The sequence below is a fragment of the Paraburkholderia piptadeniae genome (genome assembly GCF_900007165.1).
Taxonomy (GTDB): domain Bacteria; phylum Pseudomonadota; class Gammaproteobacteria; order Burkholderiales; family Burkholderiaceae; genus Paraburkholderia; species Paraburkholderia piptadeniae.
Window position 1 is genome coordinate 85,419 of record NZ_CYGY02000075.1, and the last position, 25,749, is coordinate 111,167.

The 25,749-nt window shown below is 59.0% G+C and carries 15 protein-coding genes and 3 pseudogenes; 9 read left to right on the plus strand and 9 right to left on the minus strand.

From position 1 onward, the window contains the following. Positions 1–8: 8 nt before the first annotated feature. From BN2476_RS35605 to BN2476_RS35635, 7 genes are all read right to left on the minus strand, one after another. Positions 9–1,043, minus strand: coding sequence for an NAD-dependent epimerase/dehydratase family protein (locus tag BN2476_RS35605; RefSeq protein WP_087738882.1), 1,035 nt, complete (start codon positions 1,041–1,043; stop codon positions 9–11). 29 nt (positions 1,044–1,072) lie between these two features. Beyond that, positions 1,073–1,879: an aminoglycoside phosphotransferase family protein gene (locus BN2476_RS35610; RefSeq protein ID WP_160111817.1), complete on the minus strand. Its 807-nt coding sequence runs from the start codon at positions 1,877–1,879 to the stop codon at positions 1,073–1,075. 73 nt (positions 1,880–1,952) lie between these two features. Beyond that, complete coding sequence (locus tag BN2476_RS35615; RefSeq protein WP_087738884.1) at positions 1,953–2,906, minus strand: sulfotransferase family protein; 954 nt, start codon at positions 2,904–2,906, stop codon at positions 1,953–1,955. Between the two features lie 39 nt (positions 2,907–2,945). Further along, positions 2,946–4,034, minus strand: a complete 1,089-nt coding sequence (rfbG, locus tag BN2476_RS35620; protein ID WP_235851107.1) for a CDP-glucose 4,6-dehydratase — start codon at positions 4,032–4,034, stop codon at positions 2,946–2,948. Continuing rightward, positions 4,013–4,792, minus strand: coding sequence for a glucose-1-phosphate cytidylyltransferase (gene rfbF / locus BN2476_RS35625; RefSeq protein ID WP_087738886.1), 780 nt, complete (start codon positions 4,790–4,792; stop codon positions 4,013–4,015). The genes rfbG and rfbF overlap by 22 nt, the downstream gene beginning before the upstream one ends. A gap of 189 nt (positions 4,793–4,981) precedes the next feature. Continuing rightward, complete coding sequence (locus tag BN2476_RS35630; RefSeq protein ID WP_328590436.1) at positions 4,982–6,055, minus strand: glycosyltransferase family 4 protein; 1,074 nt, start codon at positions 6,053–6,055, stop codon at positions 4,982–4,984. 168 nt (positions 6,056–6,223) lie between these two features. After that, positions 6,224–7,675, minus strand: coding sequence for a mannose-1-phosphate guanylyltransferase/mannose-6-phosphate isomerase (locus BN2476_RS35635; RefSeq protein ID WP_087738888.1), 1,452 nt, complete (start codon positions 7,673–7,675; stop codon positions 6,224–6,226). 488 nt (positions 7,676–8,163) lie between these two features. Here BN2476_RS35635 and BN2476_RS35640 point away from each other — a divergent pair, with 488 nt between their 5' ends. The 4 genes from BN2476_RS35640 to BN2476_RS35655 all read left to right on the plus strand — a co-directional run bounded on the left by BN2476_RS35640 (position 8,164) and on the right by BN2476_RS35655 (position 13,355). Continuing rightward, a complete protein-coding gene (locus BN2476_RS35640; protein ID WP_087738889.1) occupies positions 8,164–10,053 on the plus strand; it encodes a polysaccharide biosynthesis protein in 1,890 nt (629 codons plus the stop codon). Between the two features lie 102 nt (positions 10,054–10,155). Beyond that, positions 10,156–11,340 carry a glycosyltransferase family 4 protein gene (locus tag BN2476_RS35645; protein ID WP_160111818.1) on the plus strand — a complete coding sequence of 395 codons (1,185 nt, stop codon included), beginning with the start codon at positions 10,156–10,158 and terminating at the stop codon, positions 11,338–11,340. A gap of 75 nt (positions 11,341–11,415) precedes the next feature. Continuing rightward, a complete protein-coding gene (locus tag BN2476_RS35650; RefSeq protein ID WP_087738891.1) occupies positions 11,416–12,375 on the plus strand; it encodes an NAD-dependent epimerase/dehydratase family protein in 960 nt (319 codons plus the stop codon). Continuing rightward, positions 12,372–13,355: an MraY family glycosyltransferase gene (locus BN2476_RS35655; protein ID WP_087738892.1), complete on the plus strand. Its 984-nt coding sequence runs from the start codon at positions 12,372–12,374 to the stop codon at positions 13,353–13,355. The genes BN2476_RS35650 and BN2476_RS35655 overlap by 4 nt, the downstream gene beginning before the upstream one ends. 367 nt (positions 13,356–13,722) lie before the next feature. On the opposite strand, the pseudogene BN2476_RS35660 reads toward BN2476_RS35655, so the two are convergent. Next, positions 13,723–14,488: pseudogene (locus tag BN2476_RS35660) on the minus strand (MraY family glycosyltransferase); the annotation flags it as partial. 813 nt (positions 14,489–15,301) lie between these two features. Here BN2476_RS35660 and BN2476_RS35665 point away from each other — a divergent pair. Together BN2476_RS35665 and BN2476_RS35670 are read left to right on the plus strand one after the other, a co-directional pair. After that, on the plus strand, positions 15,302–15,949 hold the full coding sequence (locus BN2476_RS35665; protein ID WP_143811117.1) for a hypothetical protein: 648 nt from the start codon (positions 15,302–15,304) through the stop codon (positions 15,947–15,949). A gap of 1,308 nt (positions 15,950–17,257) precedes the next feature. Continuing rightward, a complete protein-coding gene (locus BN2476_RS35670; RefSeq protein WP_087738894.1) occupies positions 17,258–18,229 on the plus strand; it encodes a hypothetical protein in 972 nt (323 codons plus the stop codon). Between the two features lie 2,527 nt (positions 18,230–20,756). On the opposite strand, the gene BN2476_RS35675 is transcribed toward BN2476_RS35670, so the two are convergent. After that, positions 20,757–21,851 (minus strand): MraY family glycosyltransferase, encoded by a 1,095-nt coding sequence (locus BN2476_RS35675; protein ID WP_087738895.1) that lies wholly within the window; start codon positions 21,849–21,851, stop codon positions 20,757–20,759. Positions 21,852–22,739: 888 nt separating this feature from the next. Between BN2476_RS35675 and BN2476_RS35685 the strand changes: the two genes are divergently transcribed. The 3 genes and pseudogenes from BN2476_RS35685 to BN2476_RS48750 form a co-directional block, all read left to right on the plus strand. After that, positions 22,740–24,305 (plus strand): methyl-accepting chemotaxis protein, encoded by a 1,566-nt coding sequence (locus tag BN2476_RS35685; RefSeq protein ID WP_087738896.1) that lies wholly within the window; start codon positions 22,740–22,742, stop codon positions 24,303–24,305. Positions 24,306–24,908: 603 nt separating this feature from the next. Further along, positions 24,909–25,381, plus strand: a pseudogene (locus BN2476_RS35690) (transposase); the annotation flags it as partial. Continuing rightward, a pseudogene (locus BN2476_RS48750) lies at positions 25,299–25,484 on the plus strand (IS5/IS1182 family transposase); the annotation flags it as partial. The pseudogenes BN2476_RS35690 and BN2476_RS48750, both read left to right, overlap by 83 nt. Positions 25,485–25,749: the final 265 nt, after the last annotated feature.

Consider the following 25,749-nt stretch of genomic DNA (forward strand, 5'->3'; position numbering starts at 1 on the left):
TGATCGCATTAGCTTGGTTGTTTGCGGTACCACTTGTAGGTCCGGCGGATCGCTTCGTCGAGCGGCACGGTGAGTCGTAGACCGAGTTCATCGGTCGCCCGGCTGATGTCCGGCAGGTATTGATTCGGTGCGGCGCCAGGTGCGGCTTGGCCGAGTACCTGAATTGAGTCTTCCGATCGGCCCGTCTCGTGTGCGATGGCCGCAGCCAGTTCGCGGATGGAGACCCCATGATCAGAGCCGACATTGTATGCACGGGCTGTTTTTCCCCGAACAAGAATTGCGAGCAGCCACGAGACGAGATCGGTGGAATACATATATGAACGCACTGCCGTACCGTCCCCTTTGATCACGAACGGTTCGTCGCGCAGTGCGTTGAGCAGGAAGTTGCCTGCCGCGAACTGCTTGTCGAGTGCGAGCGTCGGCCCGATCTGCGCGAAGATACGCGCTGACGAGCAGGACATGGCACCCGAATCACCATACGCTGTACCCAGCCATTCGCTGGCGAGTTTGCCTATGCCGTACGCCGACGCCGGCGAGTCGGTCGATGGAGAGCCCGTGTAGTCCTCGCGAATACTCTGGACTCCAGGCGGAAACTTCCCATACACCGCGCCGGAACTCATCAGCAACACACGTTTTGCACCACACCGTTGGGCGAAATCGAGTACCCTGCGCGTGCCAGCAACGGTGACATCGAAAGTCTGCAGGGGCGTATGTTGGGCGATGACGTCGGTCGCGCCGTGAATCACATGTGTGAACGAGCCGGACGGGAAGGCGAAGTCGCGGATATCGCCTTGGACGAGTTCAACTGATTTGTGCCCGGCCAGGTGCGCGTATTGTTTGGCGAATCGCTGCGGATCTCGCGACAGTATCGTTACGTCGAGACCCAGCTGCAGGTTGGTGTCCGCGTGAAGCAGACTCGTCAGCACCCAACAGCCGATATATCCGGTCCCGCCTGTCAGGAATATGCGAGCATTGCGCAACCCATCCAAGTCCTCGCGCGCGGCGAGCAGCACTTCATCTAGATCACTTTGACTAACATGCATCGACTGCACCTATCCCGATAGTCCTGCCCTCAGGCGAGGGCAACGACTTCACCAATCCGTTGCTCAACGGTAATCTGATTGCCGACAAGGGTATTGGCGCGCAACGACAGGTCGCTCTTGAGGAGCAGAATCATCGCAAGCAGCGTCACTTCAACCTCTGTACCTAGCTGTGTATGGCCGAGGATGTCCTTGTTGTAATGCCGGCGGTTCTCGAAAAACGTTAGCCAGTAAAGATAGTCGTAACCATCAACACCCCAGAACGCGTCTTCCCAGTCGATGACGACAGGGCGGCCATCGACGGTCATGATGTTACGCGGTCCCAGATCGCCATGGCAGATGCAAGGCGAGAAGGATTGCCATTTCTTCGTGAGCTGCTCGAGGCGCGCACTCAAGGCGTGGTGCATGTCTACGCCGATCTGCCCAGCCGACGCGAGATTCGATAGCCCTCGCTTCGCGTCAGTAATGAGCGTTCCGAGCGTGTCGGCCGTCTGGAGAGCGTTGGCGGGCAGGGAAGCTAGCTGCGCGCGATACGTTTCAATGAGGGACCGCGTTTCGCCCGGAGTAAGCGGCGCATCCAGCGGGCGAAGCACATCCATAAACAGCCAAACGCGCGTAAGTCCTTGGTCACCCGGAACTTCAATGCGCCTGATGTCCAGCCTCTCGCCATACAGGTGCGTCAGAATCCGAAACTCTTTCTCGAGATTCGGCTTGCCTTCGGCGGACGCATACGATTTGAGAAATCGGTCACGTCCATCGACCTGTGCTATGAAGCCAACGCCTAATGTGCCGCCTTTCACCGCCAGAAACGGGGTATTGGGCGCGCCTAGTGCGCCCAATACCGACCGCACGTCAACGCGAGACCGTAGTCTCGCCAGATCGTTCGTCTCGTCGTTAGTAAAATGACGGAGCTTACTCAGCACGATAGAACTTGGACAGGTACGGCACCTGATCGTATTTGAAGTGACGAGCAAGCGCGGCGGTACCCTGAGCGATCTGTGCCTTTTCTGCTTCGCTGAGTTCGTCGATGATCTCCTCGTTGTAGGCAGCAGTGCTCTTCAGGACCGTGCCCCACGGAGCGATATTGTCCTTGATCTCAACGCCGTTCCAGCTCGGGTAGAGCATCGACTTTTCGAAATCAACACCGATGAACCGAGAGACGTCATTCATGAACGCTTCTTTGTCGGCGACCAGATCTTCGTAGCGGAAGATTTTCACGTTGCGCGGATACATGCGTGCGTACATTTCGACCGTGGAGTGATAGATGTTCCACGTGATCAGGTACATGCTGAGCGGCTGCGGGAACGGACGACGCTTCGTATCACGGTAAGCCGAAAACGGATTGCGCACAATATGCATGATCTTTGCGTAGGGGAAGTCGCGCACGATACGGTCCGCATCGATGCCGATAGCGGGCGAGTAGCCAACGTACGTCATGCCTTCAGCGGGCGTCGTGTAGTAGTTCTTCCATGCTGAGAACGTCGAGCGGAAGAATGCCTCGATGACCTGACGACGCGTGTAAGGGCCCTCGCCGAGCAGCTTCTTGAAATCCGCAATACGATCAGCTTCGTTGAGAGCCAGATCCGCGTCCTTGAACTTCGAGCCGTTGCGTTTGCGCAGGAACGTTTTCATTTCCTCGTCAATCAACTGTTCGTAGAGTTCGGCAGCCGTCAGCCCTTCTGGAAACTCGGGATAGCGATATTGGACTCGCTCCACAGACGCCAGAAAGTCGTTGAACCGGCGATTTCCCAGTTGCGACTCGAACGGGTAGACGAGCAGTTGCGAATGGCCGTCAAGGTGACGGTGCGTAACGTTGCCACCGTGCTCGAAGCCAGCGGAGATCATGACGAAGTTGAACTTGCTCATATCAATGGTTCCTGTGAAGTCGAAATGCACGCCAGAACATCAGGCGCTTTGCATGTAATTCTCAATTTGTGCGAGCGTGCAGGCACGCATATCTTTACCGCCAACGTAAGCCTGATGCCACGCAACGATGCGTTCAAGCGAGTCCGCAAGCGACCATCGTGTTCTCCAACTAAGCACCTGTCGCGCCTTGGAAGAATCCAGCTTCAGATGAGCCGCCTCGTGCGGATGATCTCCGCCATCGACGACCCATGTCGCACCTGCTCCCCACTGACGGGTAATCTGTTCGACGATCCATTCGACCGGCCGAACGTCCGTGTCGGAAGGGCCGAAGTTCCAACCTTCTGCATATGCAATTCCGTCCGAGCACAACCGCTGTGCAAGCAGCAGGTATCCTGCCAGCGGTTCAAGCACGTGTTGCCAAGGTCGAATCGCCTTCGGATAGCGAATCTTCACTGGTTCTTTTGCGGTGACCGCGCGCAGGACATCCGGAATGAGCCTGGCCTCTGACCAGTCGCCGCCGCCTATTACATTCCCCGCCCGGGCAGTCGCGACAGCGCAGCGGTGCTTGTCGAAATCGTCGGGCGAGAAATACGAGTTCCGGAACGCCGAAGTGACGAGTTCCGCGCAACCCTTGCTGCTGCTGTAGGGATCGAACCCGCCCATCGGATCCTGTTCACGGTATCCCCACACCCACTCGCGATTTTCGTAGCACTTATCGCTTGTGACATTCACAACTGCGCGTACGCTCGACACGTGCCGCACGGCGTCAAGCAAATGAACTGTACCGAGAACATTGGTGTGGTACGTCTCGATCGGGTTTTCGTAGGAGTAGCGAACCAACGGCTGAGCCGCCATGTGGATCACGATTTCCGGCTGAACATCCTCGACGAGCGAGGCAATCGCAGCGGCATCGCGGATGTCCGCCAGCACCGAGCGCATACCGTCGGCGGCGTTCGTCAGGTGGAACATGCTGGGTTCGGTGCTTGGCGATAAGGCGAACCCTGTGACTTCCGCGCCGAGGTAATGCAGCCATAGCGAAAGCCATGTGCCTTTGAAGCCGGTATGTCCCGTCAGAAGAACGCGCTTGCCGCGCCAAAATTGCGCATTCATTTTTGCCAAATCTTCCATGGAGCCTTACCTGTCTGCCAAAGATCTTCAAGCAGGTTCTTGTCGCGCAATGTATCCATCGGCTGCCAGAAACCGTGATGTTGATACGCAGATAATTGGCCCTGTTTCGCCAGCGTTTCGAGCGGTTCCCGTTCCCAGATCGTGCTGTCGTCGACCAACAGGTCAAGGACCTTTGGAGAAAGAACGAAAAAGCCGCCGTTGATCATGCCCCCGTCACCGCGCGGTTTTTCCTGGAACGTCATAACTCGATGATCGGCCTGGATGTCGAGCGCGCCAAAGCGACCGGGCGGATAGGTCGCAGTCAGCGTGGCAAGCGAGCCTTGCGAGCGATGAAACGCGATGAGTTCGGTAATGTTGACATCGCTGATGCCGTCGCCATACGTGAAACAGAAGGCCTCTTCATCGCGCACGTATCGTGCGACACGTTTGAGACGTCCACCCGTCATCGTGTCTTCGCCCGTATCGATCAGCGTCACGCGCCATGGTTCGGCGTTGCGTTGATGGACGTCCATGCGGTTGTCCGCCATGTCAAACGTGACATCAGACATATGAAGGAAGTAATTGGCAAAATACTCCTTAATGATGTAGCCCTTGTATCCGCAGCAGATCACGAAGTCATTAATTCCGTGCTGGGAGTAGATTTTCATAATATGCCACAGGATCGGCTTGCCTCCGATCTCGATCATCGGCTTCGGTCGCAGGTGTGTCTCTTCGGAGATACGTGTTCCCAAACCGCCCGCGAGAATGACCGCTTTCATTCGCTTCCTCGGCAATTTCGTTTGTCCGGCCGTTGCGCATGCAAACGCAAAGTGTTATTACCTGGCACGGTAGATTGTAATGATTGGGTTGACTCAACGACGCTTGATTTGTGTTGCAGTGTCGAAGGCGGCGGCTATTATAACAAATCCGGATCGGTCCAAATCCGCCACCAGTGCGGTTTTGGATCTCTATCGTGCCCGTTTGCCGGCTAGCTGCATGTACAGAGCGACATACGATTCCGCCATTCTGTCGGCGGTGAAAAAGTGCTCAAAACGTTGACGGGCCGCAGCGCCCATGTTTGCGGTCCGTGCTTCGTCCGTCCACAGCTGCGTCATTGCCTCCCGTAATGCTTGCGCATCATTCGGCGGTATCACGAGGCCTGTTACGCCGGCAATATTGACATATGAAGTTCCAGTCCCGATTTCCGCCGACACCAGCGCTTTGCCAAACATCGCTCCTTCGAGGAGCGAAATCCCGAACGCTTCGGAACGCAGATGCGACGGGAAGGTGAGCGCATGGCATAGCGTGAGCAACGCGATCTTGTCTTCGTCATCTACAGGGCCTACAAACTCGACGTTTTTAAGCTTCAAGCTTGCCGCTTGCGCTCGCAACGCGCCTTCGGCGGGCCCAGCTCCAACTATGACGGTCTTGAATTCCGTTCCGCGCAGCGCGTCCAGTAAAATATGCAACCCCTTGTAGTAGCGCAGATTTCCAACGAACAGGAAAAACTTTGGGCCAATTCTCTCGCGCCAATACTTCAGTTTTTCTGTAGACGCGGCCGGGTAAGCGCGCTCGTCGAGCCCGATCGGAATAATTTCGACCTTGTCCTTGTAGCGCTGCAGAACGTCGCTCGTCGCCAGATAATTGGGCGACGTCGCAACTATCCGGTCGACGCTCGACAGAAATCGGTCGCGAAGTGGCCGGTAAAACTGCAGCAGGAACTTCTGTCGCACGATATCCGAGTGATACGTGACGATCGTAGGCTTGCGCACACGCGTCGCGAAGTGTACGACATCCGCAAAGGGCCACGGAAAGTGATAGTGAATCACATCCGCATTCCGGGCCAGCTGCGCAAAACGCCGGAGCGCCGCCACGGAGAACGCCGACGAAGCAACCATCACGTCGAGCTTCGCGCGATAGTGCTTGTGATCGCCGAAATCAACCGTCGAGGTATCGTCGCTGACCGTGAGCACGTCACTAGACACACCCCGTTTAGCCGCGCCGGAACAGATCTGGCCGATCAGTTCTTCGACGCCGCCCATCGAGTCTGGCTTATAGGTTTTATAAAAATGTAGTACGCGCATGGACCCGGCTGGATTGGTGTCTTCCGCCAGCTTCGATGGCTGGCGGCGCAGGGCTACGGGTCGCCCTGTGTGGTAGAAGGAACGGATAGGGCGGGAGGCGCCGGACGATCCCCGCACAAGGCCGAATCAGGCAGCCGGCGCGCGGCCGTAGACGTCTTCGAAGCGGACGATGTCGTCTTCGCCCAGATATTCACCGCACTGAACCTCGATCAGCACCAGATCCATCACCCCCGGATTGATGAGACGATGCTTATGTCCGGCCGGAATGTAAGTCGACTCGTTTGGTTGCAACGAAATCAGCTTATCGCCATTGACGATATCCGCGCAGCCGCTGACCACGATCCAGTGTTCGCTGCGATGATGATGCATCTGAAGCGAGAGTGACGCACCCGGCTTCACGACGATCCGCTTCATCTTGAAGCGCACGCCTTCTTCGAGCACGGTGTAGGTTCCCCACGGGCGATGCACCGTCCGATGCAACCGGTATGCATCGTGATTGGCCTTCTTGAGCTTCGCGACGATCTGCTTGACGTCCTGCGCGCGGTCGCGAGCGGCAATCAGCAGTGCATCGGCCGTATCCACGACGAGCAGATCGCGAACGCCGACCATGCCAATGACACGCTCGTCGCTGCGCACGAAGCAGCCATCGACGTCATGCAGCTCCGCCTCCCCATGAATGCGGTTGCCACGGTTGTCTGCAGGTGTCAGATCGCTGATCGACTGCCACGAGCCGATGTCGCTCCAGCCCATCTGGCAGGGTACGACATTGACATTGTCCGAGCGCTCCATGACGGCATAATCGATGGAGATGTCTTCGGCATTGCGAAATTGCGCAGCGTCCAGTTCAACTGCATAACCGTCGTCCGACGTACTGCGCTTCGACGTGCGCACCGCATCCGCTGCCGGGCCAGCAACGCCGGGCGCATACTGCTCCAGTTCGGCCAACAGGGTTTCTGCGGTGAAGCAGAACATGCCGGCATTCCACAAATGGCGTCCGTCCGCGACCAGCTCGCGTGCGACATTCAGCTCCGGCTTTTCAACAAACCGCATCACCTTGTGAACGGCCTCGGCACCCTCGATAGGCGCCTGATCGTATTCGATGTAACCAAAGCCCGTTTCCGGCGCGGTTGGCCGAATACCGAATGTCACAAGCCGTCCTTCCTGCGCAGAGCGTGCTGCATGCTGCACCGCAGCGCCGAACGCATCTTCGTCTTCGATCAGATGGTCGGCAGGCATGACCAGCATAATGGCATCCGGGCCGTGCTGCTCCCGTACGACTTCCGCCGCCACCCCGATCGCGGCCGCCGTGTTGCGGGCCATCGGTTCCAGCACGAAACCCAGCCGGGACACGTTCGACTCGACTTCGACGCATTCGTCCTTCGTCAGGAAATAAGTGTCACGATTTGTAACAATGACAACTTCATCCGACTTGCTGACATTCAATGCTCGCAGGAACGTTTTCTGGAGGAGGCTTTGCCCATCTGCCAGTTTCAGGAGCGGCTTGGGAAATGCTTCGCGAGATACCGGCCACAGACGCGTGCCCGCGCCGCCGCAGATAATGACAGGGATTATGTTCATTGAATTGCTCTGGAGCATCTTGATGGCTATGCGTACCGGATTCTAGCGGAAACGGCAAGTGCGGTCGCCTCGTTATCTACATTTGGTTACCGCTGTTGCAGCGCAGCGTGTGATTATGGGTCGCGAACCGGCGTCGAATGCGATATCGTTGTAAAGTTGCAACGGTAACGCCCAGACTCCTGTTAAATTGCTCTGCCGCGGCCTTGCGCAGTGCGCGTGAGGCGGTGTCTGGCCTCGTCTCTGCCTTTGCCGGACGGTGTAATGGTACGCATTCGTGCTGGCATGCATGGTAATTGCTTGTGGCGGTGCGGCATAATGGCGTCCTTAGATATAACGTCGTCCTTGATCGGCGTACGGTATCTATTGATAAAAAGAGATTGGGCCCGGAGAGAAGCTGGTAGAAGATGAACTCGCAGGTGTTCCATACGAAGCGGCACGGGCGACCTCATCTCATCCAACCGTTCTGAACAACCTGGGATTTAACGGGAATGCTTCGATTCAAGTCCAAGTGGCTGTCGTTTTGTGCGTTCGGATTCGATATCTGCGCCGTGACAGTCGCATGGCTCGTGGCTTACGCGATTCGCTTCAATGGCAGCGTGCCGCATGATTTTCTGCATGGCGGCCTGCATGCACTTTTGTGGGTTGTCGTCGTGTACGCGGCGATGTTTCGCGTATTCGGCCTTTACCGCGGCATGTGGGTCTTCGCAAGTCTGCCCGACCTGATGCGGATTTCGAAGGCAGTCGCTTCCGGCGCGTTGCTCGTCATGACGTGCGCCGTGATGTTCCAGCCAGTGCCCATCATTCCGCGTTCGGTGCTCGTGGTTTCGCCGCTGCTGCTGTTTCTGGCGATGGGCGGCTCGCGCGCGCTTTATCGTGCGACCAAGGAGTTTTACCGATACGGCGGCCTTGTCGGACAAGGCAAACCGGTCATCGTGCTTGGTGCCGGGACGGCTGGGGCGAGCATTGCCCGGGAGTTGTCCAGGTCAGGCGAATGGCGGCTGGTGGGACTTCTGGACGACGATCGCTCGAAGCAGGGCCGCGAAATCTACGGCTACAAGGTGCTTGGCGCGACGTCGGACCTGGAACATTGGGCGACCGAGCTGCGCGCTGAACACGTCATTATCGCCATGCCGTCTGCCACGGTCGATGCGCAGCGTCGTGTAGCCACGCTCTGCGTGCGCGCCGGCGTACGCGCAATGGTACTGCCGGCACTGACGACGGTCTCTGAAGGCCAGGCGTTCATGTCGCGCGTGCGCCAGATCAATCTCGAAGATCTGCTTGGACGCGAGCCTGTGCGGATCGACACGCCACATGTGGAAGCGCTGCTGCGCGCGCGGACTGTCATGGTGACGGGAGCGGGCGGGTCCATCGGTTCGGAGCTTTGTCGGCAAATCCTGCGGTTCGAACCCGCACAACTCGTCGCGTTCGATATCTCCGAGTTCGCCATGTACCGTTTGACGGAGGAACTGCGTGACCGTTTTCCGGGCGTCTCGGTCGTTCCCATCGTCGGCGATGCCAAAGACTCGTTGCTGCTCGATCAGGTGCTGTCCCGCTATACCCCGCACATTCTCTTTCACGCGGCCGCCTACAAGCACGTTCCGCTGATGGAGGAACTGAATTCATGGCAGGCCGTGCGCAACAACGTGCTGGGCACCTATCGCGTTGCACGCGCCGCCATTCGTCACGATATACGTCATTTCGTGCTGATCTCGACCGACAAGGCTGTGAACCCGACCAACGTCATGGGTGCGAGCAAGCGACTCGCGGAAATGACGTGCCAAGCGCTGCAGCAAACCACGCAACGCACCCAGTTTGAAACGGTCCGCTTCGGTAATGTGCTGGGTAGTGCAGGCAGCGTCATACCCAAGTTTCAGCAGCAAATCGCGAAGGGTGGACCCGTAACCGTCACCCATCCCGAGATCACGCGCTTTTTCATGACGATTCCTGAAGCTTCGCAACTCGTGTTGCAGGCATCCAGCATGGGCCAGGGCGGCGAGATCTTTATTCTGGATATGGGCCAGCCTGTGCGCATCGTCGATCTGGCGCGCGATCTGATCCGCATCTACGGTTTTACCGAAGAACAGATCCGGATCGTGTTCACTGGACTGCGGCCTGGCGAGAAACTCTACGAAGAGCTTCTGGCCGATGACGAGACCACCACGCGTACACCGCACCCGAAACTGCGGATCGCGAAGGCAAGGGAAGTCCCAGATAGCCTGGTGGACGAGTTGTTGCCATGGCTCATGCAGCATCGTGTCCCTGGCGACGATGAAGTCAGGCGCGACTTGCGCCGCTGGGTGGCGGAATATCAGCCGACGACCGCGCCTGTGCTGCAGAGTGTCACGTCGATCAACGAGGCACGTGTGGCGGGCAGTTGAAGTACCGCCGATGGTCGTTTGGTTTTTCCCGAAATTTCGTCTGGTGAGCAGCGTCGCGTTATGCGCGACGGGTTCGCGTTCACTGGCCCTCTACCAATTCGAATGAAACTGCTTTACGACCTGAATTCCCTGCGACCTCCGCGAAGCGGCGTCGGCTATTACACACAGCATCTTCTTGAGGGGCTCTTCGATCGGGACGATGTCGAAGAACTGGGCGGATGGATAGGCTCCAACTACTACGACCGCAGCGGTGTGACGGACCTGATTTCCGGGCATGACGCGCTGGAAGCAGGCGCGCAATTCAGCGAGGGATTGAAGGCGAGCCTGCTGCGTGCAGCCCGCAGCTTGCCGGGCGTCTATCACGGCCGCACAGTGTGGCGGCGGATCAAGTCGGCGAGCTTGCGCGCCGAGTACGCACGCCGCGGCTTCATCTATCACGAGACGAACTTCGTCGCGTCACCGTATGCGGGCCCAAGCGTCGTGACGATCCACGACCTCTCCCATCATCATTTTCCCAAATTTCATCCGCAAGCCGCCGTTGACTATCTGGACAGGAACCTGCCCGACACGCTGAAGCAGGTGTGCAAGGTCATTGCGGTCAGCGAATACACGCGACGTGACACGATCGAGGTGTATGGTCTGCCTGAAGACAAGGTCGTGGCAATTCCTCTCGGCGTCGAGCCCTGTTTCCAGCCGCATCGCGAAGAGGAGTGCGAGTCGGTGCTGGCCGACTTGGGGCTGCGGTATCGGGGATTCATCCTGTCGGTGTGCACGCTGCAGCCGCGCAAGAATCTGCCGCGACTCGTGAGCGCGTTTTCGAAGTTGCCCGCCGATATGCGGGACGCCTTTCCGCTTGTGCTGATCGGCGCCGACGGCTGGATGAATACCGCGCTGCTGCGCGATATCGAGCGGCTGGCGCAGGCGAAGCAGGCCATCTTGCCGGGGTACGTGCCGCGGGAAACGCTGCTGAAGCTGTACGCGTCGGCTGCAGTGTTCGCCTATCCATCGCTGTTCGAAGGTTTTGGCTTGCCCGTTGCCGAGGCGATGGCGAGCGGCGTTGCCGTGCTGACTTCCAATACGACTTCGTTGCCGGAAGTCGCCGCGGGTGCCGCGCTCGAAGTCGACCCGCACTCAATTGACGACATCGAAGCGGGACTCGAACGTCTGCTGAACAATGAAGCGCTGCGCGCTACTTTGATCGCGAAGGGATTGGCGCGCGCGTCTCAGCTCACGTGGGACACGACGGTACGCCGAACGTATGACGTGTATCGATCGATTGCCGCATAGGCGAATTCCGTCGGCGCATGCAATTTGACGCAGATCTGTACAAGATCGGCAGGTTGGCCAGAGAGGAACAGAGTCATGCAGATCGCTGTTAGCGGCGCAAATGGTTTCGTTGGGCGCGCGTTATGCCGGATCTTGAAGAATGCCGGGCATGGCGTGACCGCGCTCGTGCGCCGCCCGTCGTGCATGGAAGAAGGCGTGCTCGAACGCGTGATCCCCGATGACCATTTCGCAAGCGTTGCGCGCGGAAACCCTGCGATCGGCCCCATCGATGCGTTCGTGCATCTCGCGGCGCGCGTGCATGTAATGCAGGACGCTGCGACTGATCCGCTTGCCGAATATCGCGCTGTCAATGTTAAGGGAACGCTGGATGCCGCATCGGCGGCCCTTCAGGCAGGCGCGCGACGCTTCGTGTTCGTCAGCAGCGTCAAGGCGCTAGGCGAGGGAGAGCCGGGACGCCCCTGGCGCGAAGACGACAAGCCGGCGCCGACGGACCCCTATGGCATTTCGAAGTTCGAAGCCGAGCAGGCGCTGCTGGCGTTCGGGCAGGCACGCGGGCTGGAAGTGGCCATCGTGCGGCCACCACTTGTCTACGGCCCCGGCGTGCGTGCGAATTTCCTGGGTCTGATGCGCGCGATCGCGCGTGGTATCCCTCTGCCGATAGGCAGCGTCGAGGCGCGTCGCAGCATGGTGTATGTCGACAATCTCGCCGATGCGCTGCGAGCGCTTGCGACGTCGTCGCGTCCCGTTCACGGCGTTTACCACGTCACCGATGACGACGACCTGACGGTTGCCGGCATGGCTCGCGCGATCGGCGTCGCGCTTGACCGACCGGCCAGACTGCTCCCTGTGCCCGTCGGCCTGTTGCGCGGCGTGGGGCGCGTGACGGGCAAGGTGGCGCAAGTCGATCGTCTCACGAGCCCGTTGCGCGTTAGCGGCGTTCGCATGCGCGCCGAACTGGACTGGACGCCGCCGTGGACCGTCGCGCAAGGGCTCGCAGAAACGGCGCGTGATTTCAATGCGAGCCAGATGCAATGACGCCATTTTCCAATGCACCGCTCGCAGCAGTTCTGCTGATCGCGGCCGTCATCTCTTTTGCGATTCTTGTGACGCTGCTTAAAACGGGCTGGGCATGGGACATCGCGGTAGACATCCCCAACCAACGTTCGCTCCATCACCGACCTGTGCCGCGCGTCGGCGGATGGGGTATCTTGCCGAGCGCGCTCATCATCGGCGCATTGGCGGCGCCGTCGCTTCGCGTCGTGCTGCTGGGAGCGGCCATACTCGCCGTCGTTTCGCAGATTGACGACCGGCGCGGCTTGCCGGCGCGCGTGCGTTTTCTCGCGCATACCGTGGTCACGGCCGCCGTGGTCATCGGGACGGCCGTTGATCTCCCCTGGTGGCTGGGTGTGCTGGCTTGCATTGCGATTGTGTGGCTGGTGAACCTCTACAACTTCATGGATGGCTCCAACGGTTTGGCCGGCGGCATGGCCGTGTTCGGATTCGGGACTTACGCGCTCGCGGCGGCGGGAGCGCAGCCGGGGCTTGCCGTCTGCGCGATGGCGATCGCCGGCGCGGCGATCGGTTTTCTGCTGTTGAACTTCGAGCCTGCGCGCATTTTTCTCGGTGATGTGGGCTCGATTCCACTGGGCTTTCTGGCCGGTGCGCTGGGCTACTGGGGTTGGCAACACGGCGCGTGGCCGCTCTGGTTTCCCGCACTCGCTTTCGCTCCGTTCATTGCAGATTCAACGACTACGCTGCTGCGTCGCCTGTCCCGCGGAGAGAAGGTCTGGGAAGCGCATCGTCAGCACTACTATCAGCGGCTGGTGCAGATGGGGGCGACGCATGTTCGTGTTGCGCTGATTTACTACTGGTTAATGCTCGTCGGGTCCGCCATTGCGCTGCTCGCATTGAAACTGCCCGTCGTAGCGCAATGGGCGATGGTGGCATGCTGGTATCTGATGCTGGCTCTTATCGGATGGCGGATCGATCAACGTTGGACTGCGCGCGAGCGCTGATCGGCTGCAAGCTGTTGCGTTTTCAGAAGCCTGGCTTGCATGGGTTGGGCACACTTCCGTTGCTATGCCCGACCGTCGAAAGCGCCGCCTCTGCGGCGACGGTACCCAACACCTTCAGCCGGTCGCGACGGGATCGATGGACGCGTGGTATGCGCGATTCGCCGTTCCGTCTAGGCTGTGCACTCAGCCGCGGGTTGGGTGGCGACATGCGTCACGCTCCAGGTGACATTGTCCGCCGATATACTGGGGATAGCGTGTTGAACGGCAGCGAGCGCGCGAAGTGCAACGATGTTCCTGCATACGCATATCCGCTTCTCCGAGATTGGATCGCGCCGCCGGGTTCCTGCGAAAGAGGTGCCTCAGATATCATCACCAGCCATTTCGGCGATTTGAACCGGACGATGCTCGAGCCACACGTAGGTCAGCGCGAAGACCACGACAAAGCAGAACAGGCGCAGCGTATGGCGCCGGAATAGCGTCGCAGGGATGACTGCAATGAGACAGAGCAACCACAGGTAAGGCGAGGTCAGCGAATTCCGCCGCGTCAACCCCCGCGCAGTCCGCGCGCCCACGGCCCACCGCACCAAGCGCTTATAAACGAACATATGCAGATGCGCGCCATCGGGGATGCCCGGCGACATCCCGCGGATGAACTTCTTGCGGTAGATCGAGAAGCAGGTCTCGAAGATTGGATACGTGAACAGCAACACCGGGTACCACGGCGACACATCGCGATTGCGCATGACTACATGATCGATAGTTCGTCGAGCATGAAGCCGATGAAATAGGAGCCGCCGTCTCCGAGAAAGATCCGTCCGGCAAGGAAGTTCCAGATAAAAAAGCCCATGACGGCGCCCATCATGATGAGCGACGCCGACAGCACGATCGGGTCATGCACCTGAAACGCGACGACATACGCGAGCGATGCGAATATCATGAATGCAACCATCGACGCGAGCCCGTTGAAGCCGTCGATGATATTGATCGCATTCGCCAGCGCGGCAACGGCCAGCACGGTCAACGGCACACGAAATCGCCGCATACGACAGCAGAAAATCGAGCGGCGGCACGCTGATGCGCGTGACGGCGATCTCAAGCACGAAGTACGCAAGCGCCGCCGCGACGATCGTGCAGACATCTGCTGCGCGATTCCGCATCCACCCCACCGCATCCATGGCCAGAACCATTCCCTTCCAGAAATTTACGGACCGCCCGTGCTTGCCGCATCCGATGAATTTTCCCTGGAGGTCCGAGTAGCGCTCTACTGGAAGCTTCGGCGACACAGGACGGCTCGAGCCCCGACCGAAAAGCCCGGAGGTTGAAACCAGCGTCAGATTTAGCGCAGAGCTGGAGGAAAAGCTATGCGATATTGCGGAGCTTTTCGGGTTAAGAGCGTGAGCCGGCTCGTCCAAACGTCGGGTGTCAGGAGACACTGTGCTCTTTCTGATAGTCGGAAAGTCGCCGTTTGTCCTTGCAGCAGGGTTCATTGAGCGATGTCCACGGGGCTGCACGTCGCTCTTGCTCGCCGACGAGCGGCGAACGGGTTCTTTTTCGTAAAAACCCGTGTAAGGACTGGTGGAATGCTTGGCCTCTTCATGGCCTCTCCTCGATAGGAATGGCTTACCAGTCCAGGCCGCGACAGTCCCGAGTACTGCCTGCCCGTCCGTGTTCCAGGCATGGGCCACGCGCTGTATGCAAGCCTCAGCGGAAACGGGCGACTGGAAGACAGAGCGCGACGGGAAGCCAGCGTTGAGCCACCTATCGAAATATACGGGACAGGAGGCGGGGCACACTGTCGCCAGCACAGCTCAGGTTAAAAGATCTACCAAAAGCGTCACCATTCCGGATGCCGCTAGTCCTTAGGCAGCGCTACGATCATCATTGCTGGCGCGACCGGACATCAGTGTGTCAAACCAGATGACAATGGGACGACAGGAAGGCTCAAGATGACTAAACATTACCCGGAATGCGGGCGAATCCGCACAAACTTTTTCATGCCCGCCCACGCAATCCTCGGATATGCAGATGGAATAGTAAATGATCCCACAGCTGCGGAGCGTCGCCTGAGATATATCGATTTTTCGCAGAAGCTGCATGCGGTCCTGGGTCCCACGCTTGGGTCGAAATACCGCTTGCTTGAGGGCCTGACGGTGTTGACGTCGGTCGGTCTGGCCGGCCCTGCTGTCCACGTCGACTGTTTAGCCATTACCGACATCGGAGTATTCGTGATCAGTCAGATCGACTGGGCAGGAAAGGTGGATAGGAGCATTGATAAGGATAAGCTGCAGGTCAGTACCGCTGGAGCGATGACCGAAGTACATCCGTGCCCGCTTCGATACACCGCGCCGGTCGTTCACTATCTAGGAGCTATCCTTGATGACGTTGACTGCCCAATAGAGAGCATCGCAGTGTCCGACAATGAAACATGCGAGTTTGGACTGGGCATATCAACCTCATTTATCAAGTTAAGCGACTTGCATTATTTCTTTCGAGTGAAGCGGGAACACTATCGTCGCAGTGAAGCCCGTTTCGTCGATATCGAGGTAATGCAGGAGCGATTGCTCATCGGATGCATGCGCGTACTGAAGACGTGACGCGCGTTCGAGCCAGCTTGGGAGATGGTAGAAGTTCTCGAGCTTGGATCATGCAATTACCAGGCCCCTGAGTTGCTGCCGATGCGGATTCGTGGGCATCTTCGCAATATGCGCCGCTTCGACGGCGCACGGCGGTGCGTCTTTAGCAGGCGCTGGCGTTCTGTTAGCGCGTGTGGTTATCTGCCGACAGTTCGTGCGGTAGAAAAACATCTTAGCTTCAAGTGACTTGGATGTTCGGTCAAGGCGAGTGCTTTCTAAACGTGACGGGTGCCGGCCGCTTTCTCTGTCCAAGACCGGCGAATGGCCAATTCGTAGCTTCGAAAAGACGGGAGCGATCACCGCTTGTTTCATCCGTTGGGCTACCAGACTGGTTCTAGGCAACGCTTGTGGCAGTGCTGGACGCAGAGCCGAAGGGTGGAAATCATGCCGACCACGGCGGCCGCGGCGTGACTTTTCGGGCCCTTGCGCCGGCGACGCTTGCCCGGCAATCTCACGCATTGATACACGACTTTTTTGCAGACTGTTATGAGCGTACGGGACCTGAAGCAATGTGCCACAACGGCGCTTCTTAAGCCATCCGCAGCGGTTCTCGCAAGTCCGCGGCAAGTAAATCGCAGCTCTGCCCGCAGTTGGAACGCAATGATGCCCGAAATCCGCATTATGCCTTTGGATGCTCACGGGCCGTTTTCATGGCGCAGTTATGCGAAAACGGGGCGGCTGTGAGGTCGGTGGTTTTTCGCAAATTGAGTCGCTTCCTTCGCAAGATCAGGCGCTTGGAGCCATATGCCCAAAAAATCAGCACCGTGATCTGGCTCCGGTCTCTGATGTCTGCTCGGCCTTCCTTGACGGCGCAGTTTTGCGAAAGCGGGCCGCCTGTGCGGCCAATGGTTTTTCGCAAATCAGGCCGTTTCCTTAGTGAAACCAGGCACTTGGGGCAATATGTCCAAAAAAACAGAGACCTGATCCGGCAAAGGTCATGTACGACTGATCGCCCTTCGTGATCAACGGCCGTTGCGACGTCGCTTTGGCAGCCCGCGACGTGCCGCCGGGCGGTCACGGGCAGGGCAATGCAATGTGAACATATGGCCACGTCGCGCGTCCGTCCCGAGGCAGCGTGCAGGGCAGGCGCGGATGTCACGAACTCACCGATCCTGTCTTTTCAGCTGCGCTGGCGGAGGGCTTGCTGGGTGCTGAGCAGCGTATCGCCGAAAGACGCTGTTTTTTGCACCTCATAGCGCTGCCATCTTGCAGACAGTTCGCGTATTTTAATGCTTCGTCGCTGAACTGGCCGACCGAAATGGGGGAGAAGTGAAAAAACACATAAGCCGTAGTGAACCGCGTCGGGGGAATGCCCTGCGCCGTTGCTTCCTGGTTACCTATTTATATCAACGAGGACTCGAGAGCGGGGAATGGACCACGCAGGCTGGCGCGTCGCGCGCGCTCAACGTGAGTCAGGCGGAGCTGTCGATGGCGCTGCGAATGGGCTCACTGCCAGAGGAGCTGCTCTCGATCTTTGCGGATCGCACCGAGATCAGCAGTCATACCGTGCGCGTCATACGCGAAGTCATGGCGCGTGACGGTCTTGAGACGGTACGTGAGCGAATCCGGCAGCATGTTACTGTTGGCATCCAGTTGCCCGCGAAGGCGGTGCTCGCGCTGGTAAAAGGCCGGATGTCTGAAGCAAGGAAAGTGGCAGCGTCGGCTGGCAGGGAGCAGGACAGACCCATTCCCCGGTCACAGGACTTACCCATGGCTCTGTTCGATCGATACCATCGTGGAATCGTCGACGGGGAATGGACGAGTTACAGCGCCTGCTCCCGCGCGCTACGCATTTCCCGAAGGAACATAGGCGATGCCGTCGCTATCGGACAGCTACCGCCTGGCGTCAGATCGCTTTTCTGGGAAAGCCAGCTGACGTTCGCGGTGGGACGCAAACTGCTTGCAGTCGAAAGAAGGGTGGGCGCCCGGGAGCTAGATGCGCGTGCGAACAAGATCCGCTACATCGCGGACAAGTATACGGCCGGGCAAGTCCTGCGTGAGCTGAATGGCGAGAACGTCCCGCCAGGGCCGTTCTCGCGCCTACGCATCAAAAAGGGTAGAGGCGCAGGGCGACTCATTATCGAGTGCGATCATCCGGATTTTCTGCTCCGTTATCGTCGCGAAATGGAAATCGCGCTTAACAAGGTCGTGAGCAAAATCGCCGTGGCTCAGGAAAGAGAGAAGCATTCCACGCTATTTCAGCTGGTCGAGCCATCGCAGCGTCCTCGCTCCGGCGGCTAGGGCGAGCCGTTGTGCCGCGGCGTTGCCTCCCGGCAGAGCGCCTCAAGCTACATGAGCGGCGTCCACTTCAATGAGACATCACTCTGCATCCGGCGCTAAATTTCTTGCCAGCTCGGCCCGTTCGCCCTGTTGCTATTGAACGGCGTAATCACGGCAGACGCGCTACAACCTTTCTCAGGTTGCCGGCCAATACGACCGGCAAGACGGTCTGCGCTCGTCCCGCACACCCATCTGCCCTTTCTCCAGCAGACGGGAAGCCAGTTCTTCGTTGTCCTCCCGACCTGCAGATAGCGTTCGCTCTGACAGCGGACTCACGGGTGCCGTGGGCACAGCTCGTGCCGCTGTGAGCACCTGACTGCGTCGAACGTCCTGCCATGCATGCGCCGCTCTGCCCGGCGCCGCTCCCTTGACTTTGGCGTGGCGTGGGCATGATGAATTAACGAAAGTTACTTCAACGTGCCATGCAATGCATAACGCGGCTTCACCGCCATGTGGTCAAAAGAAAACCGGACATCGCATTCATCGCGCTGGCGTCATTGCTTTCGTGCGTCTGTACTTTACAACGAACGGGTTTTTGCAATCTGGTGCTGGACGTCCTTGGTCGTTCATGGGGTATGCGATGAAGCGCAGATCATCAGCGATCCCAGTACGCCAAGCGCCCAAATCACCGGCGGCACTAGCCGACGCCGAATTGCAACACCTTGAAACGGTAGTACGCCATCTCTGCAATACGGACGTCCTTGATGCGAAACTTAGTCTCGGCGTGTCTTACTGGCTTAGCCGGATTGCAGAGATTGAACAGAGATTTTATTTGGTCCCGCCGCAGCTCCGACGGCTGGCGCTGCTGCGAAAGATGCTAGCGGATGTGAGCTGAACGACCGGACATTCGAACCGGCGGGTACATCCTGTCTTCGCCCTGACTCTGGGGAGTGTCGGAGTAAATCGGGATAACGAACCTCTTTCCTCAGAGATTGTTCTTCATGCCATCAGGTGATCTCGCACGACGGATTGGTTGATGCAATAAACGCAGCGCGTCCACGCCCACTTGCTCGACGAAAGTAGCAAAACAAAAAAGTCATAACCTGCCGCGCTCCCTGATCGACAGACTTGCTTTGATAGCGCCAGGTCTGACGGGAGTACTGGCGGGACATGCGAAAGGCCTGCAACGACGCTGGCAGAAACGAGCGCCGAAGGCGTATGCGTCGGTTGTTGGCGAAAAACGTTGTTCTGCGGCGATCGCCGCCCAGATGCAATGGCGCGCCGTGCCGACTGGGGTGAGAGCCGACGGAAGATTTGGGGGGAGGCGGGCAGTCTGAGGAGACCTTGCCTTCCGCTAATTGTCGTTGTCGTCCCGGTGGGCACGGGCCGCCCCGACACGGAGCAAGCTCTTGAACGAGGCCGTGGGCGTCCTCGTCGCTGTGGTACCCTTTCTTCAAGGCATGAATTCCATGAACGGAGATTGACCATGAATCTCGGTTTGTTCGTCCTGTTTCTCTTAGCGCCGATTCTGGGCTACGGTGCTTACATGAGCAGTCGCGGTCGCAAGCACGATCGGCAACGGCGGCACCGGCGTATCGCGCGCTGATTGATGAACTGAACTAAAGTTGCCGTGTTTCTACCTGTCTAGAGGCACGCGTTCGTCGTGCGTCGCTTTTTTGTTGAGTGCCGTGCACGACCAGACGGAAAGAGCGCCGCCAGTAGGTAGGGCCGTTTCTGCCACACACGTCCTGCTGGTATTTTTACCTGAGGGCCGCGCATGTGCGCCATTTGACGCGGGCTTGGACCGTGTCAGAAATAAAGACAGGGTCTTGTCGAGAGTTTCGTGCTAACGTTCATTCACGGAGTGTTCGTGCGAAGGAGAGGGCGCATGGATATCAGTTTTCTGGTACTCGGCGCCGCACTTGTCATGTGTGGACTTGGCTCGCTGATGGATCACAACGCACGCAAGGTCACGCGGCAACGCCGTCGTCCGCGCATTCCTCGATAGGCAGCGACGAGCAGTCCGGCGGCAAGACGACGCGCACCGAACCGCGGACCCGACGTGCGCCGGATCTTCGGCGTGTCGTGACTGTTCTAACGCGGGTCTCAAGTTTTTCGGCGTCGCCACGGTTGGAACGCCTGCGGTTTCCACAAAACGGAGAATCACATGGGCTTCAGTTTTTTTTGCGCTTGGCGTGGCTGTGGCCTTGTCTGTACTTGGTCTGGTCATGGACCGTAACGGCCGCAAGGCGGACCGCGCTCGTCGGCGCATGTCATAACGCCGTTGCAGGGTTATCGCCGGGCAGACAGCAGACAGACACAGGAAGGCTGCAGCTTCGGGTGCGGCCTTTTTCATTTTCTGATTCCTGTGTCGGAGCTTCTCGCCTTCGGACATGCATGCCAGCGCGCCGTTTGAATGCAAGCTTGCGCTTAACCTCGATTTTGATTGTTGTTGCCCGACCGCTACCGCTATTGCGTCGCATGACCATAACGGATGGTGGCTCCTGTTATGGGAACAGGCGCCCTGGTGTCCCTCCTGGCGAGCGCTTCACCGGTGCTTGCGGACCACCAGCCAGCGCGGCGCCCTGAATCGGACGATGCTCACGTAGAGCCACACGTATGTCGCGGCAAACACGATGACGAAACAGAACAGATGCAGCGTATGCCGCCAGAACAGCGTCGCGGGAATCACAGCGATCAGGCAAAGCAGCCACAGATAAGGCGACGTCAGCGAATTGCGCCGTGTCAGTTCGCGCGCCGTGCGCGCGCCAACGGCCCAGCGCATCAGACGCTTGTAGACGAGCATGTGCAGATGTACGCCATCGGGAATCCCCGGCGACATCCCGCGAATGAACTTCTTCCGATAGATCGAAAAGCAGGTCTCGAAGATCGGATACATGAACAGCAGCACGGGATACCACGCTGACACGTCGCGGTTGCGCATCACGAGCATGATCGACAGTTCGCCGAGCATGAAGCCGATGAAGTAGGCGCCGCCGTCGCCGAGAAAGATCAGGCCGGCGGGGAAGTTCCAGATGAAGAAGCCCATCACCGCGCCCATCATGATCAAGGACGCCGACAGCACGATCGGATCATGTACCTGGAACGCGACATATGCGAGCGATGCGAACATCATGAACGCGACCATCGACGCGAGCCCGTTGAAGCCATCGATTATATTGATCGCATTCGCCAGCGCGGCAACGGCCAGCACGGTCACGGCGCACGAAATCGCCGCATACGACAGCAGAAAATCGAGCGGCGGCACGCTGATGCGTGTGACGGCGATCCCGAGCACGAAGTACGCAAGCGCCGCCGCGACCATCGTGCAGATCAGGCGCACGAGCGGCGAGACCTTCTTCGTCAGATCTTCGATCAGGCCGGAAGCGAACGCCGGCATCCCGCACGCGACAACGCCCAGAATGCCCGCCGACACGCCCGGATACGCGCCATGCAGCTGGATCGCGGACGCGACGAGCCCCACCAGAATCCCCGTTCCGCCGATACGCGGCACGGGCCGCGCGTGGAATTTCTGCACGCCGCCCAGATCGGTGTCCGCGAACGTTTCATGCAGATGCGCATAACGCACGATCACGAGCGTGACCAGTAGTGAAACGATGAAGCCGAGCGCGAAACTAAGCATGAAAGTGGGGGCCGGAAAGCAAACGGAGGATTATACAAATGAAACGCAGCCCGCCCAGACGGGTTGACGGGCACTTCGGCGCATCACCTTAAGCGGTGATGCCGATCCCATGCTATGCGGTTGGGGCCCCGGGCGCAGATCGTCTATAACCGTCTTGAGCAGGTGCGAAGAAACTATATGGCGGGCAAAGCGCTCGGGCAGATGACGCGGATTTGCGCGAGTCCGCGCGTGAGTTCCATCGCACCGGTACGTGGCGTTGTTTTCGACGATAATGCGCCGCAACTACTGATTTCGTTCTTCGAAGATGCGACTCAGAGTTCTCGCGTGCCTGACTGCGGCGTTGCTCGCCTCGCCGCTATCATCCATCGCAGCCCAATCAACCGCTCCGTTTTCGATGACGGGCGTCGCCGACAACGGCGATACCGTTGAGCTTCACATTGACAGTTCGCCCTCGAAATCCGCAACGATTCTAATAAAAGGCGACAGAACGGGGTTCCCTCCAAAATCCATCGCGTGTTCGTATGAACTTGAACCGATCCAGAAGGGCGCTCTCGAAAGTCCAATCGTCAAGATTAAGTTCAACGACAGGCAGACAATGACAATCGCCTGCGATCCATTGTCCGACAACTGCCACGCTGATGGTTACCCAACGATCGGCGGCACCAGCTTCTCCATCCTTTGGCGTATCAATCGGACTGACGCGCAGTCCGTCCGGGTAAAGACTCGCGCTTTGCACTAGCCAGTCCGCGCGCGTCACGCATGCTCGAGCACGCGCGCCATCCCAAATCCTGCGTCATGGATTTTCCCTATCCAGAGCACGCGAACCGTCGCCGTTAGCCATCGATGGGGCCGCCATCCCGGCTGCCCATTGCATGTCACGGACTCTCCATGCTTAACAACCTCACTATCCGACAAGGACTGACGCTCGTCATCTGCGTATTTGCAGCGCTTCTTTTGGCGGTGATCGGCGTCGGTTGGGGCGCGCTGAAATTCAGCAACGACGGTCTGCAGAACGTGCAACAGACTTCGGCTGCGATGAACGCGCTTTCGTCGAGCTCGGAGAAGCTGTTGCAGGTCCGTCTGTCGCTGGGCAGCTACGAGACGCTCTTCAGCGTCGGCAAAGACACGGATGGGCTGCTCGCGGCCGCGCACAAGGTGCTCGAAGCGTCGAACGACGAGTTCCGGGTCTACATGGCCGGCCCGTTCGGCAGTGACGAAGAGCGCAAGCTCGCACAGACGGTCGCGGACGCACGCACCGCGCTCGTCAACCAGGCGATCGAGCCGGAGCACAAGGCGCTCGTCGACAACGACTTCAATACGTTCCGCACGATCCAGGGCGAAACGGGCGACCACTACTACGGCATCTACGCGAAGGCGATCGACGCGCTCAAGCGCGCGCAGGCCGACAACCGTCAGCATCAGGCCGACCAGCTGAACCAGCGCTTCAGGATCTCGACGGGCGTTTTCTTCGCGGTCGGTGTGGCAGCCGTCGTGGTGGGCGCGCTGGCGCGCGCGGGTCTTTCCGCCGCCGTCGTAAAGCCCGTGAACCAGACGATCCGCCACTTCCGCAGCATGGCCGAGGGCGATTTGACCTCGACGGTCAAGGTGCGCTCGCGCAACGAGATGGGCCAGTTGCTGCAGGCGCTCGCGCAGATGCGCGACGGGCTCGTCGAAACCGTGTCGAAAGTGCGCGGCAGTACGCAGTCGATCACGATCGGCGCGAATGAAATCGCCGCCGGCAACGCCGATCTGTCGAGCCGCACAGAGCAGCAGGCGGCCGCTTTGCAGCAGACGGCGGCGAGCATGGAAGAGCTGTCGGCGACCGTCAAGCAGAACACCGACAACGCGAAGCTGGCGAACCGTCTCGCGCAAGGCGCGTTGCAGACGGTCGTGCGCGGCAGCGATGTGGTCACGCGTGTGACGGAAACGATGGACGGCATCACCGAATCGTCGCGCAAGGTCGGCGAGATTATCGGCATCATCGAGGGCATCGCGTTTCAGACCAACATCCTCGCGCTGAACGCAGCGGTCGAGGCGGCACGAGCGGGCGAGCAGGGGCGCGGCTTTGCCGTCGTCGCATCGGAAGTGCGCGCGCTCGCGCAGCGCTCGGCCGCCGCAGCGAAGGAGATTTGCGATCTGATCGGCGATTCGACGGCGCAGGTCGAGCAGGGCGCGTCGCTTGTTGCTGATGCCCGGAAGACGATGCAGGAAGCGATGACGTCCGTCGAGCGCGTGACGGGCATCATGACGGAGATCGAAGGCGCCGCGCACGAGCAGAGCGAAGGCATCGAGCAGATCAACAAGGCGATCGGCCAGATCGACGAAGTGACGCAGCAGAACGCAGCGCTCGTCGAGCAGGCTGCTGCTGAGGCGAAGACGCTTGAAGCGCAGGCTGTTTTGTTGCGCGAGGCGGTCGCGGTGTTTCGGGTTGATGAGACCGCGGGCGGTGCGTGAAAGGCTGGCTGTGCCCATGACGCAGATGGTCCAGCATGGGCAGCCTTCATCAAAACGCAAATGCAGCGTCGCTTCGAAAAATCCAATATCACGTGTGCCATCCTTGCGACTGCCTGCTATCCAGGCGTCGCCGAATTGATGCACGAACCCCTCGGTTTCTGTTCTTCGGCACATCTGCTGGCCCGGAATGGTCACATGTTGGCTTTATCGTCAGGGGACCCCGAGGTCTTTGCAAGAGAACGGAAATGCCGCGCGTTATCAGCGAACAACGGGCCGGGCATACTTCCGCGGCAGGCCGCTCGGCCGATTTACAGACTTCGCATGATGATGCGAAGAGACGTTCTGCGTGATGGTTCGCATGTGGAGCCATCGTGGCGGCGCGCTCAGGTCTAGGCGCTCGTTGGCCATCAATAGCTCGACGAGCGAGACGCTTTGCGGCAACTTCCGCGGCAAACGGGCGACGAAGTGCAAACGCGGCTCGACGATTGTTGACCGGGCCCATCGGTCATTGCAAAACGCGGGTATCGACTTCCGGGATTCCCATTCTCAAAACGGATGTCCCTGCCAGTGTGAGTTTTAACTCGCGCGTACGAATCGCATGCACCCGAAAGAAGTAAACTTTGTGTTTCAAGCCCAACCGATCAATTCCTCATCGAGAAATTGCGCGATGTGGTTGGTCTGTACCTGAGCCCACCAGAGAACGCCCTGGTACCAGTGTCAGGCGCTCGAACGCACGCAACCCATGCTGCCGATGGGTTTCGGCTACGTCGAAGGCGTCACGCACGACTACGTTCGTCATGGCCCCACTACGTTGTTCGCCGCGCTGAATGTCGTTCATGCGCGAAATCGACAAGGCCGTACCGGCTGAACTCGACGCGCACTGCATCGTCGACAAATACAGCAGCCACAAGCATCCGAAGGTCAAGGCGCGGCTGGCGGCCCGCCCCCGCTGGCACATGCATTTTCTTCCCACCTACAGTTCATGGCTTAAAGAGCATTGTGCGTACACACCAGAATTCGGCTGGCGCATTAGAAAAGCGGCCCGCAAGCGCTCGGCGTTCGCGAGTTGGGCTGAGTAGCAAGCTGCATCAGGCGGTGGATGCACAAGGAAGGCCGTTGCGACTGATCGTGACCGAAGGGCGAGTCCACGACATCCCGTGTGGTCGAGCGCTTCTTCAACGGTATCAAGCATTTTCGGCAAGTCTCCACTCGTTCAATCGAAATTGCACCAGGACCTGCACAGCGTTACCCGCTCGCGCTTTATCGGTCCGAGCCATCGGTCTCTTCCGAATGCCGCCCGGCGAATCGGCGGACGGTTGAACGAACGCTCCAGTAATCTCGCCGCGTTCCGACGTGAGCTTCGACCCGGACGAGCAATGATTACCTCTCGCGTATCGGCTATGTAACAAAATGTGACGAGGTGCGTTCGGCGTGGCGGATCCGG